Origin of the sequence: Streptococcus suis (assembly GCA_024583055.1) — a bacterium.
GTDB classification, from domain to species: Bacteria; Bacillota; Bacilli; order Lactobacillales; family Streptococcaceae; genus Streptococcus; species Streptococcus suis_V.
Map to the genome: position 1 here is coordinate 1,204,978 of CP102145.1, position 21,495 is coordinate 1,226,472.

At 45.6% G+C, this 21,495-nt stretch carries 22 protein-coding genes; 5 read left to right on the forward strand and 17 right to left on the reverse strand.

Annotation, left to right across the window (positions count from 1 at the left end; all coding sequences use genetic code 11):
• Positions 1–3: 3 nt before the first annotated feature.
• Genes NQZ91_05945 through pnp form a run of 5 tightly spaced genes read right to left on the reverse strand, consistent with a single transcriptional unit; the run spans position 4 to position 4,764 of the window.
• On the reverse strand, positions 4–189 hold the full coding sequence (locus NQZ91_05945) for a hypothetical protein (protein UUM56948.1): 186 nt from the start codon (positions 187–189) through the stop codon (positions 4–6).
• Positions 183–956, reverse strand: coding sequence for a nucleoside phosphorylase (locus NQZ91_05950; GenBank protein ID UUM56949.1), 774 nt, complete (start codon positions 954–956; stop codon positions 183–185). Before NQZ91_05950 ends, NQZ91_05945 begins: the two co-directional genes overlap by 7 nt.
• A 1-nt stretch (position 957) precedes the next feature.
• Positions 958–1,818, reverse strand: coding sequence for a GNAT family N-acetyltransferase (locus NQZ91_05955; protein UUM56950.1), 861 nt, complete (start codon positions 1,816–1,818; stop codon positions 958–960).
• Between the two features lie 55 nt (positions 1,819–1,873).
• The gene (cysE, locus tag NQZ91_05960; GenBank protein ID UUM56951.1) at positions 1,874–2,491 is read right to left on the reverse strand and encodes a serine O-acetyltransferase; all 618 of its coding nucleotides are present in this window, start codon (positions 2,489–2,491) and stop codon (positions 1,874–1,876) included.
• A gap of 53 nt (positions 2,492–2,544) precedes the next feature.
• Positions 2,545–4,764, reverse strand: coding sequence for a polyribonucleotide nucleotidyltransferase (pnp, locus tag NQZ91_05965; protein UUM56952.1), 2,220 nt, complete (start codon positions 4,762–4,764; stop codon positions 2,545–2,547).
• A gap of 470 nt (positions 4,765–5,234) precedes the next feature.
• Between pnp and NQZ91_05970 the strand changes: the two genes are divergently transcribed.
• Positions 5,235–6,527, forward strand: coding sequence for an IS110 family transposase (locus tag NQZ91_05970; GenBank protein UUM56953.1), 1,293 nt, complete (start codon positions 5,235–5,237; stop codon positions 6,525–6,527).
• 317 nt (positions 6,528–6,844) lie between these two features.
• Here the strand turns inward: NQZ91_05970 and rpsO are convergent, their stop codons facing one another.
• From rpsO to NQZ91_06020, 10 genes are all read right to left on the reverse strand, one after another.
• Entirely contained in the window at positions 6,845–7,114 is a 270-nt protein-coding gene (rpsO, locus tag NQZ91_05975) for a 30S ribosomal protein S15 (GenBank protein UUM56954.1), read from the reverse strand.
• 195 nt (positions 7,115–7,309) lie between these two features.
• Positions 7,310–8,587 (reverse strand): NCS2 family nucleobase:cation symporter, encoded by a 1,278-nt coding sequence (locus tag NQZ91_05980; protein ID UUM56955.1) that lies wholly within the window; start codon positions 8,585–8,587, stop codon positions 7,310–7,312.
• A 210-nt stretch (positions 8,588–8,797) separates the two neighbouring features.
• A complete protein-coding gene (locus NQZ91_05985; protein UUM56956.1) occupies positions 8,798–9,313 on the reverse strand; it encodes a hypothetical protein in 516 nt (171 codons plus the stop codon).
• Positions 9,314–9,394: 81 nt separating this feature from the next.
• A complete protein-coding gene (locus tag NQZ91_05990) occupies positions 9,395–10,156 on the reverse strand; it encodes a nuclear transport factor 2 family protein (GenBank protein ID UUM56957.1) in 762 nt (253 codons plus the stop codon).
• Between the two features lie 11 nt (positions 10,157–10,167).
• Positions 10,168–11,682 (reverse strand): ABC transporter permease/substrate-binding protein, encoded by a 1,515-nt coding sequence (locus NQZ91_05995; protein ID UUM56958.1) that lies wholly within the window; start codon positions 11,680–11,682, stop codon positions 10,168–10,170.
• Positions 11,682–12,413, reverse strand: a complete 732-nt coding sequence (locus NQZ91_06000; protein ID UUM56959.1) for an ABC transporter ATP-binding protein — start codon at positions 12,411–12,413, stop codon at positions 11,682–11,684. Before NQZ91_06000 ends, NQZ91_05995 begins: the two co-directional genes overlap by 1 nt.
• Positions 12,406–12,855, reverse strand: coding sequence for a MarR family winged helix-turn-helix transcriptional regulator (locus NQZ91_06005; GenBank protein ID UUM56960.1), 450 nt, complete (start codon positions 12,853–12,855; stop codon positions 12,406–12,408). Before NQZ91_06005 ends, NQZ91_06000 begins: the two co-directional genes overlap by 8 nt.
• An 88-nt stretch (positions 12,856–12,943) precedes the next feature.
• Complete coding sequence (locus tag NQZ91_06010) at positions 12,944–13,708, reverse strand: aspartate/glutamate racemase family protein (GenBank protein UUM56961.1); 765 nt, start codon at positions 13,706–13,708, stop codon at positions 12,944–12,946.
• Positions 13,709–14,938 (reverse strand): NAD/NADP octopine/nopaline dehydrogenase family protein, encoded by a 1,230-nt coding sequence (locus NQZ91_06015; protein UUM56962.1) that lies wholly within the window; start codon positions 14,936–14,938, stop codon positions 13,709–13,711.
• A gap of 116 nt (positions 14,939–15,054) precedes the next feature.
• Positions 15,055–16,362, reverse strand: coding sequence for a purine permease (locus NQZ91_06020; GenBank protein ID UUM56963.1), 1,308 nt, complete (start codon positions 16,360–16,362; stop codon positions 15,055–15,057).
• Positions 16,363–16,577: 215 nt separating this feature from the next.
• On the opposite strand from NQZ91_06020, the gene NQZ91_06025 reads away from it, so the two are divergent.
• The 4 genes from NQZ91_06025 (at position 16,578) to NQZ91_06040 (ending at position 19,414) form a co-directional block, all read left to right on the forward strand.
• Positions 16,578–17,159, forward strand: a complete 582-nt coding sequence (locus tag NQZ91_06025) for a xanthine phosphoribosyltransferase (protein ID UUM56964.1) — start codon at positions 16,578–16,580, stop codon at positions 17,157–17,159.
• Between the two features lie 184 nt (positions 17,160–17,343).
• Complete coding sequence (locus tag NQZ91_06030; protein UUM56965.1) at positions 17,344–17,817, forward strand: DUF2975 domain-containing protein; 474 nt, start codon at positions 17,344–17,346, stop codon at positions 17,815–17,817.
• Positions 17,818–17,826: 9 nt separating this feature from the next.
• Positions 17,827–18,051 carry a helix-turn-helix transcriptional regulator gene (locus NQZ91_06035; protein ID UUM56966.1) on the forward strand — a complete coding sequence of 75 codons (225 nt, stop codon included), beginning with the start codon at positions 17,827–17,829 and terminating at the stop codon, positions 18,049–18,051.
• Positions 18,041–19,414, forward strand: coding sequence for a DUF4173 domain-containing protein (locus tag NQZ91_06040; protein UUM56967.1), 1,374 nt, complete (start codon positions 18,041–18,043; stop codon positions 19,412–19,414). Before NQZ91_06035 ends, NQZ91_06040 begins: the two co-directional genes overlap by 11 nt.
• A gap of 65 nt (positions 19,415–19,479) precedes the next feature.
• Here the strand turns inward: NQZ91_06040 and NQZ91_06045 are convergent, their stop codons facing one another.
• Entirely contained in the window at positions 19,480–20,208 is a 729-nt protein-coding gene (locus NQZ91_06045; protein UUM56968.1) for an rRNA pseudouridine synthase, read from the reverse strand.
• 14 nt (positions 20,209–20,222) lie between these two features.
• Complete coding sequence (locus tag NQZ91_06050) at positions 20,223–21,386, reverse strand: MFS transporter (GenBank protein ID UUM56969.1); 1,164 nt, start codon at positions 21,384–21,386, stop codon at positions 20,223–20,225.
• Positions 21,387–21,495: the final 109 nt, after the last annotated feature.

Sequence of the window (21,495 nt, forward strand, 5' to 3'; positions counted from 1 at the left end):
CCATTACTTCTGAGTATTCTTTAGGACTTGATACTTTTGATACAATTTTACTAGCCAATAAGCTGTCGCTGCCAACCAAATCATCCCTACCTGCCAGCTTCCTTGGGAGAATTTAAGGATAAACATGATTGTCCCAGCAATGGCGGTCAACACATAAGGCCAGTTTTGTCTTACTAATTTTTTTAACATGATCTACTTTCTAATGTTCTTGCAATGGCCATGGCCACTTCAAAGAAGGTCATACTGTCAACCGTCCGTTCTTCCCGACGGGCATCCCATTCATTCTTGTGGTGGTCCACATAGTCCGCCGTGTAGAAAAACTGATAGACCTTGGCCTGACGATAATTGGCCCAAGCCATGATAGCAGAAGCCTCCATATCGACGACCATAGCACCAGCCGCTAGGCGGCGTTTGACCTTGGCAGCCGTTTCCCGATAGAAAGCGTCCGTGGTCCAGGTCTTGGCCCACACGTATTCGATTCCTGCTTGGTCCAAGGCCTTTTCCATGGTCAATAGCAGAGCAGGGTCATAGCTGATTTCCTCGCTAGCAGGAGCGTAATGGTAGCTAGTTCCCTCATCCCGAAGAGCGGATCTAGGAAGAATAATCTTATCCGCAGCAAGCGACTTATCCAGCACCCCACAAGAACCCAGAACGATAAAATTCTCAAAGCCACAGGCTTTCAGTTCCTCCAAGTGACCAACCGCCATGGGAGCACCGATTACTGCCAACATGACCGCAACCTGCAGTCCATCTCTTTCCAAAATATACCAAGGATGACGACCATTTAGGGTCTGTAAATGACCACCTTCTCTGCTCTCAGGTAGCTGACGGACACGATCTACAATTTCCCCATTGAAGGAGAAAATCATGGTCTCACATACCTCACCGCCACCACGGATAGCCTTATCCGTCGGTTCAATAACTACAGAGGTGTTTTCAAATTCTTCTAGTAGCATATCATTCTCCTTTTGGGTCTAGATAAACTACTTGTGTCTGCTTTGTAAAACCGATAGTTTCATACAGCCGCTTAGCGATGAGGTTATCATCTTCGACGGCGATTTGAAAGGGTTTGTCATTTTTCCTGATAAGGTCATTAATGACAGCTTTGACTAAGTAAGTACCGTAACCTTTTTGTTGCTGGTCTGGTGCGATAGCTAAACCGTAAAGATAGTTATCATCGGTCGAGATATCTACTGTGCAAGAGCCTATAACCGCTCCGCTATGTTCCAAAAGATAAAGCAAGCTGTCTGCATCAGCGATAGCCTCACGTGCGTAACGAAGAGCCACCTCATAGTCGCTATCAAAGACCTTTGTCTGGAAACACGCAATGTCGTCTGCATGGTGAGCCTGTGCCAAACTTACTGTGAGTTCAGCCTGTTGTGAGAACTGATACGGCTCTCGCTCACGTCCCAGCCATGTCTCAGTATCCGTATCTTCTACCAAGTTCCATGCTGTCGCAAGGTCTGGGTGCTTGTCCAGAAAGACACGTTCGGTCTGAAAGGTCACACTAGCGATAGGATAGTTAGCCGTCTTCATCTGGTAACAATCATAGAGCTTGCGTGCCAGCCCCTGTCTGCGGTAGTCTGGGCGCACAATAATCGCAAGTTCCACATCCTCATCATCGGCATACACGGTCAAGAGTCCCACCAACTGTTCGCCTTGATAAGCCAAGAAAAAAGCTGGCATTTCAGGGTCAAAGTTGAGCATATTTGACAGGTAAGGGGCACGATAGGTCCCGTCATGGGATTGTACAGTACTTATCAGAGTTTTTGCTGCGGATAACTGCTGGGGATTTAGGACATTAGTAGCTATTATCATGCTTATTTTTCCTCTCTGTAGCTAACTCACATAGGACTTACCATATGTGGCTTTCCTACAAATGCGACGAATGGTGGCTAGCTTCTCGTAATTCCGCAAGCTTAGTCGTGTAGTGTTCACGACCACCTTCCATGTCATGAATGACCTTCTCATCTTTTTGACCATGAACACGGACGATTTTAGCCGGCATACCGACCACTGTCACATCTGCTGGAACATCGGCTAGGACAACGGCAGCTGCACCCACTTTAGCATTTTCCCCAATCTCAATAGGGCCAATGACTTGGGCGTGGGCAGAAACCAGAGCCCCTTTTCGCACAGTCGGATGGCGTTTGCCACAATCCTTACCCGTACCACCAAGCGTCACCCCGTGGTAAAGCATGACACCTGATTCAATAATGGCGGTCTCTCCGATAACCAAACCAGCTCCGTGGTCAATGAAGACCCCTGAAGCAATCTCAGCACCTGGATGAATTTCAATATTGGTCCAAAAACGCCAAAATTGGCTGTGCATCCTAGCTAGTAATTTAAAGCCTTTTTTCCACATCCAGTGGGACAGACGGTGGGCAGCCAAGGCCTTGACACCTGGGTAGGTCAAAAGAACTTCCAAGGTCGTCCGTGCTGCCGGATCTTTTTCTTTTACAATCTCAATGGTGTCCTTCCACCAACCCATAGTCACTCCTTCTAGCGAGAAGACAAGCCCGCTACCGAACTTGTCTACTCAGCTTATTTCTTTTCAACCTTGTGGAATTTGAATTCGCCAAAGTTGTTGTCTTTTTTCTCTTTGTGGTCTCTTGGACGGCGAGGTTTGTCAGAACGCTCGCGTTTTTCTGGCTCCACATAACCTTCTGGTTTTGGAAGAAGAGCCTTCATAGAAGCGTCAATACGTCCTTTATCATCAATCTTGATAACTTTGACATCAACAATATCACCAATTTCAACCAAATCTTCTGGTTTATTGACACGGGTCCAAGCCATTTCAGAAACGTGAACCAAGGCATCTGTCTTGTCAAAGAGGTTGACAAAGGCACCGAATTTCTCCAAACGAACGACTTTTGCTTGGAAGACTTCGTCCACTTTTGCCTCGCGAACAAGACCTGCGATGATTTCTTTGGTCCGCTCAATCGCATCACGATCTGGTGAGAAGATAGCCACAAGCCCGTCTTCGTCGATATCGATTTTCACGCCAGTTTCTGCAATAATCTTATCAATAGTTTCGCCACCCTTACCGATGACAATCTTGATTTTATCTACATCAATCTTGATCGTGTCAATCTTCGGTGCAGTTGGTGCCAAGTCAGGACGAACTTCTGGGATAGTCGCTTCGATGACATCAAGGATTTCAAAACGTGCCTTCTTAGCCTGTGCCAAGGCTTCTTCCAAGATTTGCGGTGTGATCCCGTCAATCTTGATGTCCATCTGAAGAGCTGTGATCCCGTCACGAGTACCTGCCACCTTGAAGTCCATGTCGCCGAAGTGGTCCTCAAGACCTTGAATATCGGTCAAGACAGTGTAGTTTGTCCCGTCTGAAATCAGACCCATGGCAATCCCTGCAACTGGTGCCTTGATTGGCACACCACCTGCCATGAGGGCAAGGGTACCAGCTGTGATAGAAGCCTGTGAGGAAGAACCGTTTGACTCCAAGACTTCTGCTACCAAGCGGATAGCGTAAGGGAAGTCTTCCAAGCTAGGCAAGACTTGCTCAAGGGCACGCTCGCCAAGGGCTCCGTGACCAATTTCACGACGACCAGGTGCTCCGTAACGACCTGTTGATCCCACTGAGTATTGTGGGAAGTTATAGTGGTGCAAGAAGCGTTTCTTGTACTCATCATCCAAACCGTCGATGATTTGAGTTTCACCCATTGGAGCCAAGGTCAAGACAGAAAGAGCTTGCGTTTGACCACGAGTGAAAAGACCTGAGCCATGAACGTTTGGCAAGAAATCTACTTCTGCATCCAGCGGACGAATCTCATCCACACGGCGTCCATCTGGGCGGACCTTGTCTTCTGTAATCAAACGACGAACTTCTGCGTGCTCCATGAGTTCCAAGATTTCATGAACGTCACGCATGATGCGGTCAAATTCTTCGTGTTCAGCGTATTTTTCTTGGTAGGCTGCGATGACCGTTTCACGCACCGCATTGGTCGCATCTTCACGGGCCAACTTTTCTTCAACCTGCACCGCTTTTTTCAAATCGTCATTGTAAGCTGCAACAATCTCAGCCTGCAATTCCGGATCAACTTGAAGAAGCTCCACATCTGCTTTTTCCTTGCCGACTGCTGCTACAATTTGATTTTGGAAGTCAAGGAGTTCTTGAATGGCCGCATGACCTTTCAAGAGGGCTTCCAACATGATGTCCTCTGACAATTCTTTGGCACCAGACTCAACCATGTTGATGGCGTCCTTGTTACCAGCCACTGTCAAATCAAGGAGGGACTCTTCCATCTGAGCCTTGTCAGGGTTGATGATGAGTTCTCCATTGACATAACCAACCTGCACACCTGCGATTGGGCCGTTGAATGGGATGTCTGAGATTGCCAATGCCAATGAAGAACCAAACATAGCTGCCATTGGAGCAGAAGCATCTGGATCGTAAGAAAGCACTGTGTTGATGACTTGGACTTCGTTGCGGAAACCTTCCGCAAACATTGGACGGATCGGACGGTCAATCAAACGAGCAGTCAAGGTCGCATCGGTTGACGGACGGCCTTCACGCTTCATCCAGCCACCTGGGAATTTCCCAGCAGCGTACATTTTCTCTTCATAGTTGACTTGGAGGGGGAAGAAGTCTCCCGTCGCCATTTTTTTGGACATAACTGCCGCAGTCAAGACTGTGGAGTCACCATAGCGAACAACAACCGCACCGTTGGCTTGTTTGGCAACCTGGCCAGTTTCAACGACCAATTTCTTGCCAGCAAAAACCGTTTCAAATACTTGTTTTGACATGAATGTTCTCCTAATTGTTAATTTACGTGTTTTCTACAAAGTTCAACCCAATAGAATTACTGGATTCAGCTTTGCACAAAACCACGCTTAAATTTTATTTTATCATATTTAATAGAAAATGTGGGGAAATGAGGAAGGAAATTATGACTTTAACCAAGGGAAGCAGCAGGGTACAGCATATCTTGATTAACAAGTAGCAAATGTGTTAAAGCACACTACGATGGATTCCTATTTTTGCTGGACATTCTTACCGCTTTTATATCTTGAGCAGTCGAACACAGCCTAAAAACTCGGAAAAAAGAGAAACAAAAACATACTAAGATTAGTAGTGAAGAAATCTCCGACGGGAGAGAGTACTCACTACTTTTTTCATTCTCAAGATGATAAAGTAGAGGTGTCTTGTTAAGTCGAGGGTTCTTTTGACGCTAGACGTCGCGACAAAAACTGGCAAGACACCTGTTTTAGGAAGAATGTTATCAAAGTATGTGGGACGCCAGACGTCGAGTATTGAAAATGACATCGCTAAAACAAGGAATCATTCAAGACAAAGAGGTAGTATCATGCGAGTAGTATTTGGGATTGACGTGAGTAAGGTAAGTTCAGAAATAGCCATTCTAGTCAATGGCGAGAAGGTACATAACTACACCATGTCCAATGATGCCATTGGCTTTTCACGGCTACTTGGCGATTTGAGAACCGTCCACAAGCCAGAAATCATCTTTGAAGCAACAGGCGTCTATTCTCGTCGTCTTCAATCTTTTCTGGATGAACATGGCTACGCTTATACACGACTCAATCCCTTAGAAGCCAAGAAGCAACTGGATAGCTTGCGTGTGAGAAAAACAGATCAAATTGACGCCGAAAAACTAGCTCAATCTCAGTTTGTACTGAATCGTAAATCGACGTATGTCCAAGAAGAAGTCTACCAAAACTTGCGGGATCTCAGTCGTTTCTATCAGAATCTGACCGAGGACATTGTTCGGGCTAAAAACCGCCTGCACAAGGTCTTACAGGTCACTTTCCCTGAATTGGAAAATATCTTGTCAACACCAACTGGTGAACAATACTGGAACTTAGTTATAGCTTTTCCTTGTAAGGACTTCGTGCTTGAGCTAAGCCAGGATAAACTCTTAGAAAGCATTCGTCAATCCACTTCAAAACGGATTTCGGACAAGCGTGTGGCGTACTTAGCCGAAAAGCTGATAGCACTAGCTAATCAATCTTATTGTGCCGTCAAGAAAACCTCTCCAATGCTGGAAGAGGTCCGTTACTATACAAAAGAATTGCTTAGACTTTCTGAACAGAGACAGGCAGTCTTAGACGAAATGGTGGAACTAGCCCAACCTTTACCAGAGTATGACATTCTGCTTTCTATTCCTGGTATCGCTGAGACTACTGCAACAAGTATTATTGGCGAACTGGGAGATATTCGCCGTTTTCAGTCTGCCAATCAAATCAATGCCTTTATCGGTATTGACCTGAGACACTATGAATCTGGAAACTTCATCGCTAAGGAACACATTACCAAGCGTGGCAATCCCTATGCTAGAAAGATTCTGTTCAAATGCATTCACAATATCGCTTCAGCTAGTCACACCAATCCTTGCCATATAGCAGACTTTTATGAGAAACGAAAAAGGCAATCGCAAATGACTTCAACGAAGCCACACACGATTGCCTCCATACATCGACTCATTCGGACAATGTATTACCTCATTATGCATAACAAACTTTACGATTACGCTTCAACCCAAAATCGATAAAACTGTTTATGCTCTATCATTGTAACACCTTATCAAAAAATTTCAACATAAGGTGTTGGTTTTGTATACACTTTTTTCACTAAACTTTAGTCCAAAAGAAAACAATTTCCTTATTTTGACTATTGAACTCAAAATATTTTTCGTCAAATACCTTGATAGACTTGACAAATGGTAGAAAAAGAACCTGAAAAACAGGCTCTTGCTGAATTGAGTTCGAGCTAAAAGTCTGGCAAAAAAGATAATTCAACTTGTGTGCTAAAGCACACTGCGATGAATTCCTATTTTTGCTGGACTTTCTTAACGCTCTCACATCTTGATTAACGACGGAGTCCGAGTGAGTGAATCAATTCACGGTAACGGTTTACGTCTGTGCGGCGTAGGTATGCCAACAAGTTACGACGGCGACCGATTTTTTTCATCAAACCACGGTAAGTTGCGTGGTCTTTTTTATGTTGTTTGATGTGGTCGTTAAGGTGGTTGATTTCCCAAGTAAGTACTGCTACTTGTACTTCAACTGAACCTGTGTCGCCTTCATGACGAGCATATTGTGCCATGATTTCATTTTTTTTCTCTTTTGAGATTGCCATGATATGTTCTCCTTTGTTTTTGAGCCTAATCCGAGTGACAGGTTGGCGACCTGTAACCAAGAAAAAGCTAGATTTGTCCTTTTGGACCTTAACCATTCTATCAAGGAATGACCTTTTTGTCAACTGATTTGAGAAATAGCTGAGCTGCTCTGCTATTTTCAAAAAAAGCCAGCCGGAGCCGACTTTCACTTTATCTTATTCTGCCTTTTCTGCTTTTGGCAAGATAAGATTGAGGATAATACCTACAATGGCTGAGAGGGCTGTACCTGAAAGGGTGATGGCACCGATGTTGAGTACTGCACCACCGAGGCCCAAGACCAACATAGAACTTGCGATAATCAGGTTGCGGACTTGCCCAAAGTCAACACGGCTTTCAATCAAGACTTTCAATCCGTTTGAGGCGATAACGCCGTAGAGCAAGATAGACATACCACCAAGAACGGCACTTGGAATAGTTGAGATAAGGGCGGTAAATTTGCCCAAGAATGAGAAGGCAATGGCAATCAGGGCTGCGTTGCGGATAACGGACACTGATGCGATGCGGGTCATACCGATAACCCCTGTGTTTTCACCGTAGGTCGTGTTAGCAGGTCCGCCGATAAAGGCAGATACGGCAGTTGCCACACCGTCACCAATCAAGGTCCGGCTGAGACCTGGATCTTTCAAGAACTGGCGGCCACAGATTTGGCTGAGAACCGTGTGGTCTCCGATATGCTCTGCGATTGTCACCACTGCGATTGGCAAGATGGCAATCATTTCTGGACCGAAGTAGAAATTGTAGGATTTGAAGGCACCAGTTTCAAATGGTAGGTAGAAACCTGGTAATTCAAACCAAGCTGCTTCCAAAACGGGTGTAAAGTCAACTAGTCCGAGGAAGATAGCAATCACATAACCACCGATGATGGCAATCAGGAAGGGAACAATCTTGGCGAAGCCTTTCCCTTTGGTATTGACAAAAGCCGCAATCAAGAAGGTAGCAATAGCCGCTACGACATTTCTCCAGTCACCGTCTGCAACAAAGCCTGCCGAAGTCACGGCAGAGTTGGCAAGACCCAGACCGATGACAATAATCATAGGGCCGATAACAATCGGTGGCAAGAGGCTATCAATCCACTTAGTACCGATAACTTTGACAAGTGCTGCAATCAACACATAAATCAAACCGACGAAGAGAATACCTGTCTGTGCAGCTGACACATCACCGCCCATTTCCTTGACAGCAAGCGCCATAGCAGAAATATAGGCAAAGGATGAACCCAAGTAAACCGGCACCTTGAACTGCGTCGCCACTTGGTAAATCAAGGTTCCAACACCTGATGCGAAGAGGGCAACGGACACGGGCATACCGAGAATCAGCGGCACCAAGATTGTCGCACCAAACATAGCGAACACGTGCTGGAAACTCAACAAAATCCCTTGAAGCGGGGCTGGTTTCTCATGGACATCAAACAAAAGATTGGCTTTTGTACTCATAAATCTCCCATTCTGGGTACACAAAAAGACCCAGACTTTCTAAATATACATAGTCATAGGCCCTTAATTGATTTTTCCTGTTGTCTTTCTCACCTCACGGGATGAGTTTAAAAACCTACGCTTTTGGTATTGTAACACAAAGAGGAAGTTTTTGGCAAGGAATTTTCGAGACTTTTTAGTATTATTCGGGAAAATAGCAGAGCAGTAAACTTAGCTATCACCTGCATCTCTTATCCGTTTCTTAATCTTCTGACTAAACTCAATCATCCTCCGCTTTTCTTCTGGCCAGATTTTAGTCACACGGTCCACGGCAATAATAAACACAATGACCACCGCATAGTCTTTGGCACTATCAATCACACCTAGGTTTTCCAAAATAGTCAAGAGCAGGTAAAAGCTAAACAAGATGGTCCGTTTGGGCAGAGCCATCAGGAATTCAACTCCAGCCTTGTAGCCCAAATAAATCTGCCGATTGAGCCCTCTGGCTTTTTCCAAACGACGATTTAGAAAGGAACGGATACGACTATAAAACCAATCGGACGTAAAAAAGAGGGACTGAATGGCGATGGCAATAAGCGACAGATTGTTAGCATGTTTCTCCGTCATACCAGACACTCTGGCAAAAATGTAAGTCCAATCCCCATTATCAATCCACATCCAAATTGAAAGATATACAACAGCACCTGCCACCACAATCAAGGGAAGAGCACGAAGGTATTTAAGCATGAACAACTACTCCACTATCTTTTTTTCTATTATCAACCGAAAAACCAAACAAGTCAAGAGAAAAGAAGGAGACATCCCCTCTTAAAACTTCCCTAGATTGGTCAAGTCTTTTTTCTCTGGCATGACTTCCTTGTTATCCCAGTGTTCCACAATCTTGCCGTCTTTGAGGCGGTAGATGTCAAAGTGGGCGTAGTCCTGACCTGCAATCCAGACTTTCGAGTAAGCCACCACATAGTCACCTTGTCCCATCACCTTGAAGACAAAGTCGTAGTTGACTTGATTGTCGACAAGATAGTCCTTATAGGCTACACCGCCTTGGGTGATTTCTTGGTTGTGCTGAATCAGGTCCGCTGCCACATAGTCGTCAAACTTCTCGATTTCCCCATTTTGAAGGACATCGACCAAGAAACGACGGACGATTTTCTTGTTGTCCTCGGTCTTGTCTAGGTCAGTCAGTTCAAAGTCTGCGTAAATCGGGTCTGTTTGGCCAATGGTTTTTGGATAGGCATCGATGACATCCCAATGCTCGACGATACGGCCGTTTTCATCTGAACGGAAAATGTCCGCCGTCACCCATTCAGCCTCACCGTCATTGAGTTTCTGGTGGACATGGACAAAGACGAAATTTCCGTCTTCAATGGCACGAACAATATTTATTTCCCGCTTGGGATTGCGTTTGAAAAAATCCGCAAAGAAAGCCGCAAAGCCCTCTTTCTCATCAGGAACACCCGTACTGTGCTGAGTGTAAGTGGCTCCCATATAGTTTTCATGAACTTCCTTGATTTCCCCGTCGCGAATGCCACGAAGGTAAAGATTTTTAGCATTTTCTAGTTGATGTGACATAGTATTTTCTCCTATTTTAGTAGATTTTCTTTCTCGAGGTACTCCCTAGCCACTTGCTCTGCCGACTCGCCTTCCACATCGACCGCATAGTTCATCTGAGTCATTTCCTCGGTCGAGATTTTGCCCGCCAAAGCCCCCAAAACTTGCTCCAACTCAGGATAGTTCTCTAAGGTTTCTTTGGTCAATAGCGGAGCGGCCTGATAGGGTGGGAAGAGCTCTTTGTCGTCTTCCAGGATTTTCAGTTTGTAAGTGACCACCTTGCTATCTGTCGAGAAGGCTTCGACAATTTGCACATCTCCATTTTTAATAGCTTCGTAGCGAAGGGCAGGCTCCATGGTTTTGACACTAAGGTTGAGCCCATAAAGATTGGTCAGACCGACATTCCCATCCCCTCGGTCGTTAAACTCTAATGAGAATCCTGCGACAGCTGTCTGCTGCACTTTTGCCAAATCCGAAATCTTTTCAAGACCATGATCTTGAGCGTAGTCTTCCGTCACTGCCACAGCATAGGTATTTTGAAAGTCTGTCGGAGCTAGGTAGACCAAGCCGTCCTGCTCCAAAATCGCTTCCTTGGCGTAAGTGTAAACCTCCTCAGGGTTATTGGACAGATTAGACGGCGGATTGGTCAAGAGGGTGGTCGTAATGGTACCAGTGAACTCAGGATAGATATCAATCGAGCCAGACTTAAGGGCTTCGTAGAGGAAGCTGGTCTTGCCAAAGTTTGGCTCCAGCTCCACCTCGATATCCGTCTGGTCTTCAATCAAGAGCTTGTACATATTGATGAGGATTTCAGGCTCTGCCCCCAATTTCCCAGCGATGACTAGCTTTTTCGATGAAGACTGGTTGAGCGGAACATAGCTGGCTCCGACTGCCAAGAGAGTCACCAGGAGAGCCGCCAGAATAGTGCGAGGCTTCTTGTCCTGCAAGAACTTGATGACCGAGCCAAAGAGGACAGCCAAGACTGCCGACGACACCGCCCCAATCAAAATCAGAGCCGAGTCATTGCGGTCAATTCCCAAGAGGATAAAAGAGCCTAAACCGCCCGCACCGACCAAGGCAGCAAGCGTTGCCGTCCCGATAATCATAATGGACGCCGTCCGAATGCCAGACATGAGAATGGGCATGGCCAGAGCCAGCTGGAACTTACGCAGTTTTTCCAGCTTGGTCATCCCAAAGGCTGTCGCAGCCTCTTCCAGTGAAGGATCGATTTCCGAAAGTCCGGTCAAAGTCCCCTGCAAAATGGGAAAAATGGCGTAGATGACTAAAGCCACTACCGCAGGCAGCGTTCCGATACCCATAAAGGGAATGAAAAGTCCCAGCAGTGCCAAGGAGGGAATAGTCTGAAATACTCCTGTCACCTGCAAGCTCCACTCGGTCAGCTTTTTCTTGTTAGACAAGACCAAGCCCAGTGGCACCGCAATGGCAATAGCAATAATCAAGGCCAGAAGGGAAATCCGCAGGTGCTCAAAGAGGGCTGTCAGCCAGTCTGCCTTGCGTTCCAGAAAGGTTGTTACCAACTGATCCATTAGGCACCTCCCCGATTTTTCATAAATTCAACAACAAAGTCATTAGCAGGCTGGTTACGAAGTTCATCAGGCGTACCCAATTGAACCACTTCTCCTGCCCTCATCAAGCAGATACGGTCTGCCAGCTTAACCGCTTCGTTCATATCATGCGTGACGAAAACCGTTGTCATCTTGAACTCTTCATGCAAGTCCTTGATCAAGTCCTGCAACTGCCCTTTACTAATAGGGTCTAGGGCTGAGAAAGGCTCATCCATCAGCAAGACCTTGGGATTGGCAATGATGGCCCGCAGAATCCCAATCCGCTGTTTTTCTCCCCCAGACAAGTCCTTGGGCAGACGGTCCAAATAGCTGTCCGGCTCCAGACCTACCTTGGTCAAAAGCTCTCTGGATTTTTTTAGAATATCTTGCTTGCTCATCCCCTTCATCTCAGGAATAAGAGCAATATTTTCAGCCACTGTCATATTTGGAAATAAAGCAATCTGTTGCAGGACGTAGCCAGTTTCCAAGCGTAGCTCACGCAGGTCAAAGTCTTTCAGCCGCTTGCCCTGAATCCGAATATCTCCATCTGTCTGCTCAATCAGGCGGTTGATCAGTTTCAGCGTCGTTGTTTTTCCGCTCCCGCTTGGTCCAATCAGGACAAAGAATTCTCCCTCTTGAATGTCAAAGGTCAAATTCTTCAAGATTGGTCCGTTGACCTGATAGGTCAAGGACACATTTTGGTACTCAATCATTGGTTTCTCCTCCTAAGATTTCCGTCAAGACCTGTCCATAGCGACCAAAGAGGTCCAGTAACTGCTCCTGTTCTTCCAAGCTGAACTGGGACAGGGCTGTTTTTTCCGCTTCTTCCAAGGGGTCCAAAATCCGACAGGCATAGACACGGCCAGCCTCGGTCAATTTGACCTTCTTATGCCGTTTGTCTGCTGGATTTTCCTCAAAAAAAACATAGCCCTTATCCAGAAATTTCTTAATGGTGGCATTGACCACCTGCTTACTAGAGTAAGTCTTCTTACTGACCAAATTCTGTGTCACACCTCCGGGATGATAATAGAGCCACATAAGGATCGATAGGCACTTGCCGTTTAGCCCCTGTCGCCGTGCATAACCCTCGTAGAGCCCGACCTGCTGGTCAAAGATACGGGCCAAGTCTTTACTCCGCTGTCTCAATTCTGTCATCGTCGCTCTGCTCCTGTAATTAGTCATTTTTTTTTACTATTTTACCAGAAAAAGTAAGATAGTCAATATTATTGACCATCTTTTCTCCTCACATATACCCGTAAAATTCCCTGCGGACCACTGCCGAATGCACCCAGTTAATCAAGGTGGTGAAATCGAAGACTGGCAGGCCAGTTGCTCGGTGGAGAGCCGCCGCATAGGGAGGCAGGTCACTACATTCCAGCAAAATCGCCCCAATTTCTGGATGATTGGCACGTAATTCCTGCACAACTGCGATTAGATCCGCCTTCAAGCGACCGTTGTCCAGATAAGGCTTGTTGTAGCGGATAGGAGCAAAGCTCTCCAAGCTACCAATTTCCTTGACAATACAGTCTGAAATAGAGGCATTGGCCTTGGCGAAGAAATCTGCATTGGCCCCCTCTCCGTCTGCTACCAGAACCGCAATCTTCTGGTCTGGCTTGAGCCCCATTTTAATCAAGGGAATCTGAAGAACGCTGGACAGATAGACAGGAACCGCTACCGCATCCCGCACCTGCTCCTGAAAATGATTGAAATAGCCACAGGCACCGACAATAGCCCGCACACCCTTTTTCTCCAGCTTCTTAGCAGCCTCAATGACCATGTCCAACAATTTCTCCTCACCATTGAAGAGGTCTTCTATTTCCAAAACAATGTCCTCATAGACGACCGGGAAGGAGAAGGTGGTCGCATTGGCAACATTGCCCGGTAATTTGACATAGTTAAAGTCAATGGTAATAATTCCAATGGAAAATCCTGCCACAGAAGCATCCTGCACCTGATAAAACTGGTCCAGCTGCCCTGCATTCTCAATACTGGCTCTGAAATGTGTCATTTATACCTCCCGCTCTCGAAAGAGTCCTGTTTCCAAGTAAGCCAAGGTCTCTTCCTTACTCAAATGGGCCAAATCCAAGTCTTCCAAGGTCAAGCCTTCTTCAAAAAATTTTCGACCTGTCATGACGGAGCCCAAGACAATCATACTATCAATAACTGGAGTGGCCACCCCGTATTTCTTACCTAATTCATGATAGATATGGCAACCAACAGGCACATCCTCTGTCACATAGCGGTCCTGAATGGTGAAGGGGCCAGTCCCATAAGCCATCGGAAACTGCTGGTCGAAGGGAACAATGCAGTCATCACCCATATACTCTGGACCCAAAATACTGGTCCGCGACAAAAAATTCTCCTTGGGATAACGAAGCAAATCAACACCAATCGCCTCCGCCAGCTGCACCTGTTCTAGATAGAAGGCATATTGCACTTCTGCCACGGATTCACTGTAAGCGTGCGAATAGATCGAGTACTGGAGCGGATCATTTCCACCGAAAATCCGACCAAAATTCTCCATCACGCTAGCTCCCAAAATCGTACCAGGACAATGCAGGACTGGATTGACATTGCTAAAACCAACATCCAAAACGGTCTGTCCGCCCGTCACACCATCCCCTTCCGTAATGGCATCAAAAGCTCCAATCGCCTGCGAACTTTCTAGGAAGAGTTCTTGGTCGGTCATGGGCAGAGCTGCACCCCGAAGCGTAATGGCCCGATATTTTAACTCGATTTTAGGCGTCATGACCCCGCCCTCCCTGACAATCCGAGCTCCGTAAGGGGCACTGGTCCAGCCACCGACAATCACCTGCTTCTGACAACCCAACTCTCTCATCTTCTTACGAAGTTTCAAACTGCCAAAATTATCTGGAATGATATGAACAATCATCCCATCTTCTAAGACAGGCACCAAGGCTTCAAAAAATTGGTCATGGGCAATGGACGGCACCGCCACAATGACAATTTTAGCTCCCGCAACAGCCTCTTCAATGCGGTCTGTCACCAGATCAAAAAAGGCACGGCCGCTACGTTCAAAACCGTAAAGACTATTTTGTCCTCCTGTCAAGGTAATCCCTGTTTTTTCTATATTCTTTAGTGTATCTTTTGCAAATTCCGGCAAGTCAAATAAATGCACACGATTCCCAGCCAATTTAGAATCCGCTCCTACAGCCTTTCCAACCGCACCTGCTCCCAAAATCGCAATCGGTGCTTGTTTCCATTCTTCTACTGACATAAATTCCTCCAATAGTCGTTTCTTCCTAGTATACCAAAACCAAATTCTCTCGGCCAATAGCAAAAAATTATAACTATCTATAAGAATAGACTATCACGAGGATAGCCTATTTCATCTTATTTTTCTTTCAAAACAACATTAAGTAAGAGAGCTGCCAAGGTTCCTGTTGAAATACCAGATGAGAAGACCATTTGAAGAGCTGATGGCAGATGACTCAATAATTCTGGACGAACGGTCACTCCAATCCCAAGCGCAAAGGCAATGGAAATAATCAAGAGCTCACGGTCCCCAATTTTAATCGTTGCAAGAGTCTTAATTCCTTGGGCAGCTACCAAACCAAACATGATAATGCCAACACCACCAAGAACAGGTTGGGGCATGATGGAAATCAAGGCAGATAATTTTGGAAAGACACCAAGTAAAGTAAGAATAATACCCGCAAGAATCATAACATGACGACTAGCAACTTTTGTCAAAGTAATGAGGCCAACGTTTTGTGAGAAGGCTGTATTTGGACCAGCCCCAAAAACACCAGCAATCAAGGAACCAACTCCGTCTGCCAGAACACCATTTGCTGCCCGCTCAGAAGAAATCTTTTGATTTGAGGCTTCTCCAATGGCCATCATAATTCCGACTGTACCAATCAAGGATACGACATAGGCTGGAATGAAGGCTAGAATGGAAGATAGGTCAAATTTTACACCGTAATGGAAAATTTTAGGAAGAGCAAACCAGGCTGCTTCTCCAACAGCCGATAAATCAACTTTTCCAAGAAAAATACACAAGATGTAACCAAAAACCATCCCAAAGAAAACAGAGGCTGTTTTCAGCATTCCTTTACCATAATGATTTAAAGCCAAGGTAAAGACCAAGACGGTAAAGGCAATACTGATATTTTCAACAGAAGCATAGTCTGAAGCGCCAGCTCCACCAGCTGCCCAGTCCATACTAACTGGCATGAGGGTAATACCAATGAGGGAAACAACAGTTCCTGTAATCAATGGCGGAAAGAAACGCATCAAGGGTTTCACAAAACGACTCAAAATGATTTCTACAAATGAACCAGCAATGGTTGCACCCACGATACCAGCAATTCCCAACTGACTACCAACGCTGATCGCTGGATTGGCAAAGGTAAAGTCCGTCCCCATCATACCAGAGACACGTGAACCTACTGGGCCAATACCTTTCGATTGCAAAATGGTGGCAATACCAGCAACAAAGATTGAAGCCGATACCATAATAGACGTATCTTCTACCGATAATCCCAAGGCACTTGCAACGACAAGAGGCACTGCGATGATTCCTGCAAAAGCTGCTAAAATATGCTGAAAAGCAAGCAAAACAGCCATCCCTTTTGGTGGTTGTTGATCAATTCCGTATAGCATTTCGGAAGACTGCTCCGTTCTTGTTTTCTGAGACATGATTTCTCCTTCATCATTCCTAAATAATGGTTTTAGTTTATCAGAAAAAGAAATCCATTTCAATACGTTTTTATAATTTTTAATAATAATATTCGTTTTTTATCCATTTAAAAAGAATACATACAAATATTTGAGTTAAATGTTCGTTTTTTGTTTGTAATTAGGTGAAAAAATGTTATAATACACCAAAGTATAGCGAAAAGGATAGAATAGCCATGAAAACATTAGAAGAACGTATTTTAAAAGATGGTCAGATATTAGGAGAAAACATCTTAAAAGTTGACTCATTCTTGACCCATCAGGTTGATTTTCGCTTGATGAAAGAAATGGGGCAGGTCTTGGCAGATACCTATCGCTCTAAAGAAATTACCAAGGTTGTCACGATCGAAGCCTCAGGTATTGCACCAGCTATCTATGTTGCAGAAAGTTTAGAAGTTCCGATGATTTTTGCTAAAAAGCATAAAAATATTACTATGACCGAAGGCATTTTGACCGCCGAAGTCTATTCATTTACCAAGCAAGTCACCAGCACGGTCTCCATCGCTAGCAAATTCCTCAGTCCAGAGGACAAGGTGCTGATTGTCGATGATTTCTTGGCCAACGGACAGGCAGCCAAGGGCTTGATTGACATTATCCAGCAAGCGGGCGCTACCGTGGTCGGTGTCGGCATTGTCATCGAAAAATCCTTCCAAGACGGGCGTCAACTGCTCATTGATGCCGGCGTTCCTGTCACATCTCTGGCTAGAATTGACCGTTTTGAAAATGGACGGGTCGTCTTTGCACCAGCAGATATTTAAACTAGAAATCGGTTGTTCTGACCGATTTTTTTCTTTTGTTTTGGCAAATGGCAGAGCTTCCTAGACGACTTGCTCTGTTTATTTTTTATCCTTTTTTAATAAAAATATATCATTTTTCATTATTTTTTTATTGAAATTCGATAAATTCTGTGGTATGCTAGAGAAAAATCACAAAGGAGTTTTTATGTCACAACCACATCCGACCTATGAAGACTGGAGTATCAGTCTGACCAAAACTTGTTTAATCCTTCTTTTCTTGGCCTCCATCCTGCTCATGTGCACGGGTACATGGGTAGTTGATTTGGTTATCATCTACCCTTCTCCTTTGCTCCAAGGAGACACGCGCTACCTGACCCTGCTGATTTTCGGTTATCTTTTGGGCTTTTTGGCGCTGATTTTCCTCTTCCATCTCTACCAATTGGTGGCGCACATCGGGAAAAATCAAGTATTTGTCGCAGAAAATGTCCGCAGTTTACAAGTCTTGGGCTGGGAAATGGCGCTTGCTACCCTGATTTCATTCGGTCTGGGGGTCACTTGCTACGTGCCCATGCTCTTAATTACAGTTGCTGGTCTCGCCTTGACCTTGGTCATGCGCGTTGTTCGCAATGCCTTTGGTAAAGCCGTCGAACTGCAAGATGAAGTTGACTATACGATTTAAGGAGGGCTTATGATACAAATCAATTTAGATATTATTATGGCTCAAAAGCGGATTAGCGCCGGTCGTCTGGCAGAATTGATTGAGCTGACGCCTGCCAACCTGTCGATTTTGAAAAATAACAAGGCCAAGGCCATCCGTTTTTCGACCTTAAATGCCCTCTGCCGTGAATTGGGCTGCCAACCGGGGGATATTTTAGAATATGTCCCCGATGAGGAGGATGAACATGAAGGTTAAAAGCATTTCTAACCAGACCATTTCCCCAATCAATCCCGCTCTTTCCCCGACAAAGAACCGGATTGCCCAGCTGACTCCGGCTGAAAGACAGGTCTTTAACACTGGACGCTGGCTCAGCTACCTACTGGCCTATCTCTATATCTATATTTTCTTCGATTACCAGCCTCGACTTCTCCTTCTCTTTAGCTTGGGAATGATAGCGCTGGTGGAGCTCGGACAATTTTTATCCACGGAAAAAAGATTAAACAAGCCTAACTTAGAAAGTATCATCTTTGCCAGCTCCTGCCTGCTGCAAGCCTTAGCCCTATCGATTTGGGACTTTCGCGAATCGATTGAGATGTTACAACTGCTAGCTCTCCACACCAGTTTCGTCTGTTATGTTCTCGCACGAAATGGTTGGCTGGCACAAGGACGAATTGGTGTTCTCTTCTGGTATGATGTGCTACAAGGTTTTATCCTCTTGCCCTTCAAACACTTCTTACTTCGCCTGCATTTTGCGACTTTTAAAGAAGATAAACCAGAACAGACCGGACAATCACTTGCCCGCTTCCGCTTTATCCTTCTCTTAACTGTCAGCTCCATTCTCACCTTTTTCCTTGTTTACTTTGTTTGGCAGCAGCTGTCGCAGGTATCACAAACCTTCTCTCTAGCAACTGGCGACCTCGGGAAAAGGATTGACAATTTTATTCAAGGTTTGCTTTCTGGCTGGGATTTCAATCTCCTTTTCGGACGCTTTATCTTCTCTCTACCTGTCGGTGCTTGGTTATTCGGCTTGGTAGCTGGCAGCTTGCTCTATTATCCGAAAAAATCACTGACCTATTCGCAATTTCAGGACCAACTGAAACCGCTACGTATCTTTCCTACCCTGTCTGTCTATCTCCTACTGGGCAGTTTATTGACCATCTACCTGCTCTTTTTCGTCACCAGTTTGACCGAAATTGGGGATTTGCTGGCACTCAATGGCATTTCTCCTCAGACTGCCTCGACAGTTGCCGTTACAGGTTTTTGGCAATTGGTCCGGGTCTGCTTGGTCAACTTTGCAGTCTTAGCAGGGGCCTATATCTTTGCGGACAAACCACTCTGGGAGCGAAAAAGCACCCGCTTGCTCCTGACCTTGGTCTTTATCAGCGCCAGTCTCTTTGCCCTATTAGCCGCTTGGAAATTGTTTGGCATCTATATCTACCTCTACGGACCAACACCCCTGCGACTCCTATCAGGTTGGTTCGTTACCGTTCTGATTGTTTGGTGCGCTTTGGCTCTCATCCGTTTCCACAAACCTATCCAAGCCATCCGCTACGCCATCTTCTATGCCCTCATCAGTTTTACCCTCTTGACCTATCTCCATCCCATTATTTTGGGATAAAGAAAAATCTGCCAGTGAGCAGATTTTTTTCATTTACTTCAAAGTAGGCATAGAAGCCACAGAGTTTACAGCTCCACTCCGAATCCTTCCAAACTGGTCAACTCCTCCACTGTCAACCTTCTGTAATCTCCCAGAGCCAATTGCGAATCCAAGCGCAAGGGTCCCATGGACAAGCGTTGTAAATCCGTAACCGTCTTACCACGCGCCTGCACCATACGTTTGACCTGGTGAAATTTGCCCTCTCGAATCGTGATGCGGACGGTAGATTGATTTTTTTCCTCATCTAGGGCAAGAATCTCCAGCTTGGCTGGTTGACAGGCAAAATCTTTCAGCTCAATCCCATTTTCAAAAGCAAGCCTATCTGCCTCATCCATGATTCCGTCAATCTGAGCTTGATAGATCTTATCCACGTGTTTCTTGGGCGACAGCATGACATGAGCCAAAGGACCATTATTGGTCAAGAGCAGGAGTCCGTGGGTGTCAATGTCTAGTCGCCCAACTGGAAAAACTTCCTTGTAACGATCCGTGTCATCCAGCAAATCCAAAACCGTCCGATGCTTGTCGTCATCTGTCGCCGAAATGACGCCCTTAGGCTTGTTGAGTAGATAGTAGACATATTTTTCATGCGTCAATCCTTGACCTGCAACTGCTATCTGGTCAGCCTGCTCATCGATCTGAGCCTTGGGCGACGTCTCCACTTGTCCGTTGACCGTGACTTGCTTGCTTTTCAAGATTTTTTTGACCTCGGTCCGACTGCCGACACCGCAGTCCACCAAAAATTTATCTAATCGCATGACATTTCCTATTTCTATTTACGAATTTGTTTATAAATCAAGCCTGCGCTTATCAAAGCACAGCCGATGGCGTAAATCCCAAAGGCACCTGTTGGGGTTGGATTGAGCCTTTCCAGATAAGTCGGCAAGATAGCAGATGTCGCACCGCCGATATTGCAGCCCATAAGGACGATTGTCATGACCGCATTGAGCAAGGCCTTGGGTGCACGGTCTGTTACCTGACTAAAGACAATGGTTAGAATGATGCTGTAGAAAAATCCTGACACCATACCACCGAGCCCCAGCATCCAGAGATTATCCGCAAAGGCAATGCCGACAACCGCGAGCCCAAAGACCACGTAGGAAACAGCTAAAAGCCAGCCCTTCAAACGACCAACTAAGCTACTAAAGACCGTCCCTGCTACAATCCCCATGACCTGCATAAGACTGAGAATGAGACTGGCTTGCTGAGCAGTACCGATGCCCTTGGCTAAAACAATCTGAGGAATACGAATGGTCAGGAAGGTATTGACGTTGATAACAAAGAAGGCTAAGAATGCCAGATAAATGCCCATCATCCACATGGTCTTGTCCAGTTTGACCTTGGGCGCGTCCTCCTCAACCTTTACCTCCATGCGAGCCAGTAATTCTTCCTTGGGCACAAAGAGAAGGAAGAGAGCCAAGATGACCAAGGCAAAAAGGTAGACCAAGAAGGCAGGTTGCCAACCAAACTGGGTCAACCAACCGACAAGGAGGGTAAGCCCTGCGCTTCCCAAAACTTCTGCTGAACCACGCAAGCCCATCATCTGCACCCGCTCCTGACCGGTGAAAAAATTACCGATGATATTAATAGCACGCGCATTGATCAAGCCAATCCCTAAACCAAGCAAGATACGAGCCAGCAAAATCAGAGGATAGGCGGTTAGAAACACCGGTAAAGCTCCACCGACGGCCATAAGCAAAAGCCCTGCAATGATAATGTTTCGTTCAGACAAAAAACGGACAACTAGACCATTTGCCAATAGAGTAACCATAATAGCAAAAGAGGTCACCGTAATTAAGTTTTCCACCTGGGCCGCTGCAATTCCCTGCTGGGCAAAATGCTCAATCATCTGTGGAATAGCTGGCGAGACAGCAAATGTCGAAACCAGCATGGTGGATAGGGCCAGCAAACTGGCTTTTTCTAAAATTCTTTTCATTTTTCTCCCTTTCAACGTTCGTCTTTTACTAGTATAACAGATTTGAAAGCGAATGGATAGAAAAGTCCGACTTTTATTCTCTCCCATTTCATGCTATACTTATCTTAAC